Raw genomic sequence first — 4630 nt, 5'->3', positions numbered from 1 at the left:
GGCCCCAAACACCGCCAGAGAGGCCAATACGTGGACAAAAACTCGAAGGTGTTGCCTGGCCGTGCTTGACGGGTCAGCCGTGCTCGATGCTGTTCGGGTGCCAGGCGCCGGTCACGAGGTAGGTGACCTTCTGCGCCACGGACACGCCGTGGTCCGCGAACCGCTCGAAGTAGCGGCTGGCCAGCGCCACGTCCACGGTGGTGGCCGGGGATTCCTGCCAGTCGGGGCGCGCGATCGCCTTGAAGACGCTGAGGTGGAGGTCGTTCACCGCGGAGTTGGCCTTGAGGATGTCGCGGGCAACCTCGAGGTTGCGGGTCTCCAGCAGTTCGGTGAGCTTGTTGGCGATCTCGATGTCCTGCTCTGCGAAGCTCTTGAACGTCCCGGTCAGCGATTCCGGAATCACCATGGAGGGGAACCGCAGCCGGGCGAGCTGGGCAATGTGGCGGGCAAGGTCACCCATGCGCTCCAGGGATGCGCTCATCCGCAGCGACCCGACGATCATGCGAAGGTCGCTGGCTACAGGGCCCTGCAGCGCGAGGATGTCGATGGCGCGCTCGTCGAGGCTGTTCTGCAGGAAATCGATCCTGGCGTCCGCGGCGATGACGTCCTGGGCCAGGTCGACGTCGGCACTCTCGAACGAGGTGGTTGCCTTGCCGATCGCTTCGCTGACCAGCTTTGAAATCTCGATGAGGTCCTCGCCCACGTGGGCCAGCTCCTCCTGAAAAACCTTGCGCACGTAGGCGTCCTTTCCTTGGAAACTCCGCCCCGCCGCGGCGGTCAGAATTTCGTGTCACCGTTCCGGCAGTCCAACCGCACACTCTTCCAGTGTTCGGTGAACTGTTGCACATCTCAAGATGAACGTTAGCTGAATCCGCACTGCGTGGGCCGTTTATCGGATATTGGGGCTTCTCGGAAGCATAAGCTGGAGGCGTGGATCCAATGCTCTTAGGTGTCATCGCCGGCCTGCTGGGCCTGTCGTTCGGCGTCTTTGGCGTGCTCGCGTTCCGGGTCAGCGAGAAGCAGCGCGAGCTCGTGGAGATCGAGTACGACGAACCGGCGCTGCCCCAGGGCTCAGCTGAAGTCCTCGCCGTCGTCGGCCAGGCGTTTGTGGTGGTGGACGCGATCGACGGCGTCGTCCGGGCAAGCCCCGCGGCCTACGCCTACGGCCTGGTGCGCGGACACACGGTGGTGCACCGCGAGCTGCTGGCCATGACGGCGAATGTCCGGCGCGACGGCGTCATCCTGGAGAGGCAGCTCGAACTGCCCCGGGGACCGCTTGGCCAGGGAACCATCATCGTGCAGGTCCGGGCAGCCATGCTGGGTGAGGAATATATCGTCCTGCTGGCCGATGACCGCACCGAGATCACCAGGACCGAGGAGATCCGCAACGACTTCGTGGCCAACGTGTCCCACGAACTGAAGACCCCGGTGGGCGCCATCTCGCTGCTGGCCGAAGCGCTGGAATCATCGGCGGACGACGAGGATGCTGTCCGCCGCTTCGCCAAACGCATGCACAAAGAATCGGCCCGCCTCGCCGCGCTGGTGCAGGACATCATTGAGCTGTCCCGGCTGCAGGGCGCAAACGTGGCGCAGCAGGGGCACCCGGTGGACATCAACGACGTCATTTCCGAAGCCGTGGACCGGTCCCAGTTGCCTGCCGAGAGCAAGAACATCCAGATCGTCATTGGCGGCCGCGCGGAGGCCAAGGTCTATGGCGACCAGGACCTGCTGGTCACGGCGCTGCGCAACCTGATCGACAACGCCATCAGGTACTCGCCGGAAAACACCCGCGTGGGCATCGGTGTGCGGTCCAAAGAGGGCCTGGTTTCCGTCTCCGTGACGGACCAGGGCGAAGGACTGTCACCCGAGGATCAGGAGCGGGTGTTCGAGCGCTTCTACCGGGTGGATGCGGCCCGCTCCCGCCACACTGGCGGAACGGGTTTGGGCCTGAGCATCGTCAAACATGTTGTGTCCAACCACGGGGGCGAAGTCACGCTCTGGTCCCAGCCCGGCCAGGGGTCCACGTTTACCCTCAGGCTGCCGGAGATGGAAGGGCAGGAAGGCGAGTCCGCGCCGGAACCGCGGGCGGCCCGGGCGCGGGCGGAGGGCACCGGAGCCCGGTCCGAAGGCACCGACGCCGGGGATGACCGCGTAAGTGACGACCGCGCAGCTGACTCCCGCACCGGCCGGGAAGCCACAGCGCTGGCACCCGCTTCACCGCAGGGCCAGCCCGAGCAGCCGCAGGCCAACGAACCACACGACGCCGCCGGCGTCCACGAACGAGGAGCTAACGCTTGAGCAGGATTCTTATTGTCGAGGACGAGGAGTCGTTCAGCGATCCCCTGTCCTATCTTCTGGGCAAGGAAGGGTTCGAAGTGGAGGTCGTGGACAACGGCCTCGACGCCATCACGGAATTCGACCGCAACGGGGCGGACCTCGTGCTGCTCGACCTGCAGTTGCCGGGACAGTCCGGCACGGAGGTCTGCAGGCAGCTGCGGCAGCGCTCCACCGTCCCGGTCATCATGCTGACCGCCAAGGACACCGAGATCGACAAGGTGGTGGGCCTGGAGCTGGGTGCGGACGACTATGTCACCAAGCCCTACTCCTCCCGCGAGCTGGTGGCCCGCGTCCGCGCGGTGCTGCGCCGCCAGGGCGAACCGGAGGAACTCATCTCATCCACCGTCCATGCCGGACCCGTACGGATGGACATCGAGCGGCATGTGGTGAGTGTCGACGGCGAGCAGGTGTCGCTGCCGCTGAAGGAGTTTGAGCTGCTGGAGATGCTGTTGCGGAACTCCGGCCGCGTGCTGACGCGTGGCCAGCTGATTGACCGGGTCTGGGGCTCCGACTACGTGGGCGACACGAAAACGCTCGACGTCCACGTGAAGCGGCTGCGCAGCAAGATCGAGCCAGACCCGTCGCTGCCGCGGTACCTGGTCACCGTGCGCGGACTGGGCTACAAGTTCGAGCCGTAGAGGCTGGCCGCCAGCCCGGGGGAGTGGCCGGGGGCGTGGCACCTCTGGCGCGGAGCAACACGAAGCACCGGCAACACGAAGCACCGATAACACGAAGAAGGAGGGGGTTCCCGGCCGGGAACCCCTCCTTCTTGTATGGCTGGCGTGCTGGGCGGCGCTGCTAGTGGCCTGCGGTGGGCGTGGCCGTGGCGGATTCGCTTGGCGTCGCGGTCTCACCCGGTGTTGCAGTCTGGCTCGGAGTGGCAGACTCGCTGGGCGTGCCGCCCGGCAGGTAGGCGGCGTATTCCTTCAGCGTGCCGTCCACCACAGGAATCTTCACGGTCTTGTTGACGTTGGTTCCGTCCTCGGTCACCTGGACGTCCACGACTGTTCCGGGTTTGCCGCCGGTGGTGCTCAGGGTGGCTGCGTCCGTGGACTGGTTCAGCAGGGTGTAGGAGTTCTGTTTGACCGGAACTTCGGTCTGTGCGCCTTCGGCTCCCTTGAACGTGACCTTGACGTCCTTCGAAGAGGAGTTGTAGACGGCGCCGATGACGCGGCCGGGCTGGTTCTCGCCGGCGGAAACGATCAGCATGTTGCGCAGCTGGACCGGCCCGACGTCGGCGCGGGTTCCGTCGGAGGCGGCGTACTGGTGAGAGGTCTGCTGGGCGTTGACGTAGCCGCAGCCCGTCAGGGCCAGCAGGCCGACGCTCAGGGCGGCTGCCGCCATTGCCATCTTGCCGCTCTGGCCCCGGTTCATCGCAGTGAAACGCACGTCACGCACTCCTCGAAAAGTCTTTGAAACAGTTTTCAGCCATAGCCTATCGGCAAAGAGGGGCAAACAAGGATTCGGACCCTCCACATGACTGACCCCTCCGACGCCCGTCTGCGGCCCCGCAGACCTCCCGCAAGGGTCCGCAACTACCCGCGCGTAACGCTTGTGGGGCCGTTGGCGATGCACTATTGTTCGCATTCGTCAAGGGGTCTGAGCCGCTGATTTCGGCCATTTTCCGCGGATTTACGGGGTTCCTGGACCGTTTCCATGCCAGTCATATGCCTTAATCGTGATAAACTGGTCTGCGGGAAAGGGGAAAGTCCACATGGTTTTTGAGGTCGGCGAGACAGTAGTTTACCCTCACCACGGTGCAGCAAAAATTGAAGAGATCAAGATGCGCACTGTCAAGGGCGAAGAGAAGATGTATCTCAAGCTCAAGGTGGCTCAGGGTGATCTGACCATTGAAGTTCCAGCAGAAAACGTTGACCTTGTTGGGGTTCGCGACGTAGTGGGCAAAGACGGTTTGGAGCACGTGTTTGACGTGCTTCGTGCCGAGTTCACTGAGGAGCCCACCAACTGGTCGCGTCGTTACAAGGCAAATCTGGAGAAGCTTGCTTCCGGTGACGTCATCAAGGTTGCAGAGGTCGTCCGCGACCTGTGGCGCCGGGATCACGACCGCGGCCTTTCCGCAGGCGAGAAGCGCATGCTGGCCAAGGCCCGGCAGATTCTGATCTCAGAATTGGCTCTGGCTGAAAAGACAGACGAAGAGAAGGCTGCCAGCGTTCTCGACGAGGTCTTGGCTTCCTAACAAGAATTGAACCCCGGTGGCAAAGTGCCACCGGGGTTTCTTCTTGCCCAAAAACACCCATCCAGGTAGCAGTTCGGGGCGTTCCCAGCACTGGGA

At 63.9% G+C, this 4630-nt stretch carries 5 protein-coding genes; 3 read left to right on the top strand and 2 right to left on the bottom strand.

Going from position 1 to position 4630, the window contains the following annotated elements; all coding sequences use genetic code 11:
- Window positions 1–73 precede the first annotated feature (73 nt).
- Complete coding sequence (gene phoU, locus ACFRAU_RS25980; RefSeq protein ID WP_377998200.1) at window positions 74–736, bottom strand: phosphate signaling complex protein PhoU; 663 nt, start codon at window positions 734–736, stop codon at window positions 74–76.
- 203 nt (window positions 737–939) lie between these two features.
- Here phoU and ACFRAU_RS25975 point away from each other — a divergent pair, with 203 nt between their 5' ends.
- Together ACFRAU_RS25975 and ACFRAU_RS25970 are read left to right on the top strand one after the other, a co-directional pair.
- Window positions 940–2298 carry a sensor histidine kinase gene (locus tag ACFRAU_RS25975; RefSeq protein ID WP_378002008.1) on the top strand — a complete coding sequence of 453 codons (1359 nt, stop codon included), beginning with the start codon at window positions 940–942 and terminating at the stop codon, window positions 2296–2298.
- Complete coding sequence (locus tag ACFRAU_RS25970) at window positions 2295–2975, top strand: response regulator transcription factor (RefSeq protein ID WP_003801167.1); 681 nt, start codon at window positions 2295–2297, stop codon at window positions 2973–2975. The genes ACFRAU_RS25975 and ACFRAU_RS25970 overlap by 4 nt, the downstream gene beginning before the upstream one ends.
- A 160-nt stretch (window positions 2976–3135) precedes the next feature.
- Here ACFRAU_RS25970 and ACFRAU_RS25965 read toward each other — a convergent pair whose 3' ends face one another.
- The gene (locus ACFRAU_RS25965; protein WP_378002007.1) at window positions 3136–3726 is read right to left on the bottom strand and encodes a hypothetical protein; all 591 of its coding nucleotides are present in this window, start codon (window positions 3724–3726) and stop codon (window positions 3136–3138) included.
- A 325-nt stretch (window positions 3727–4051) separates the two neighbouring features.
- Between ACFRAU_RS25965 and ACFRAU_RS25960 the strand changes: the two genes are divergently transcribed.
- The gene (locus tag ACFRAU_RS25960) at window positions 4052–4534 is read left to right on the top strand and encodes a CarD family transcriptional regulator (protein ID WP_003801164.1); all 483 of its coding nucleotides are present in this window, start codon (window positions 4052–4054) and stop codon (window positions 4532–4534) included.
- The last annotated feature ends 96 nt before the right edge of the window (window positions 4535–4630 follow it).

It is taken from the genome of Arthrobacter sp. NPDC056691, from assembly GCF_042791415.1.
Lineage (GTDB): Bacteria > Actinomycetota > Actinomycetes > Actinomycetales > Micrococcaceae > Arthrobacter.
Note: the sequence above shows the minus strand (reverse complement) of the source record. Positions and strands in the feature narration are given on the sequence as shown.

What these genes read in the sequence shown, in the direction of transcription:
- ACFRAU_RS25975 (WP_378002008.1), top strand. Translation starts at nt 940, where the DNA reads ATGCTCTTAGGTGTCATCGCCGGCCTGCTGGGCCTGTCGTTCGGCGTC.
- ACFRAU_RS25960 (WP_003801164.1), top strand. Translation starts at nt 4,052, where the DNA reads ATGGTTTTTGAGGTCGGCGAGACAGTAGTTTACCCTCACCACGGTGCA.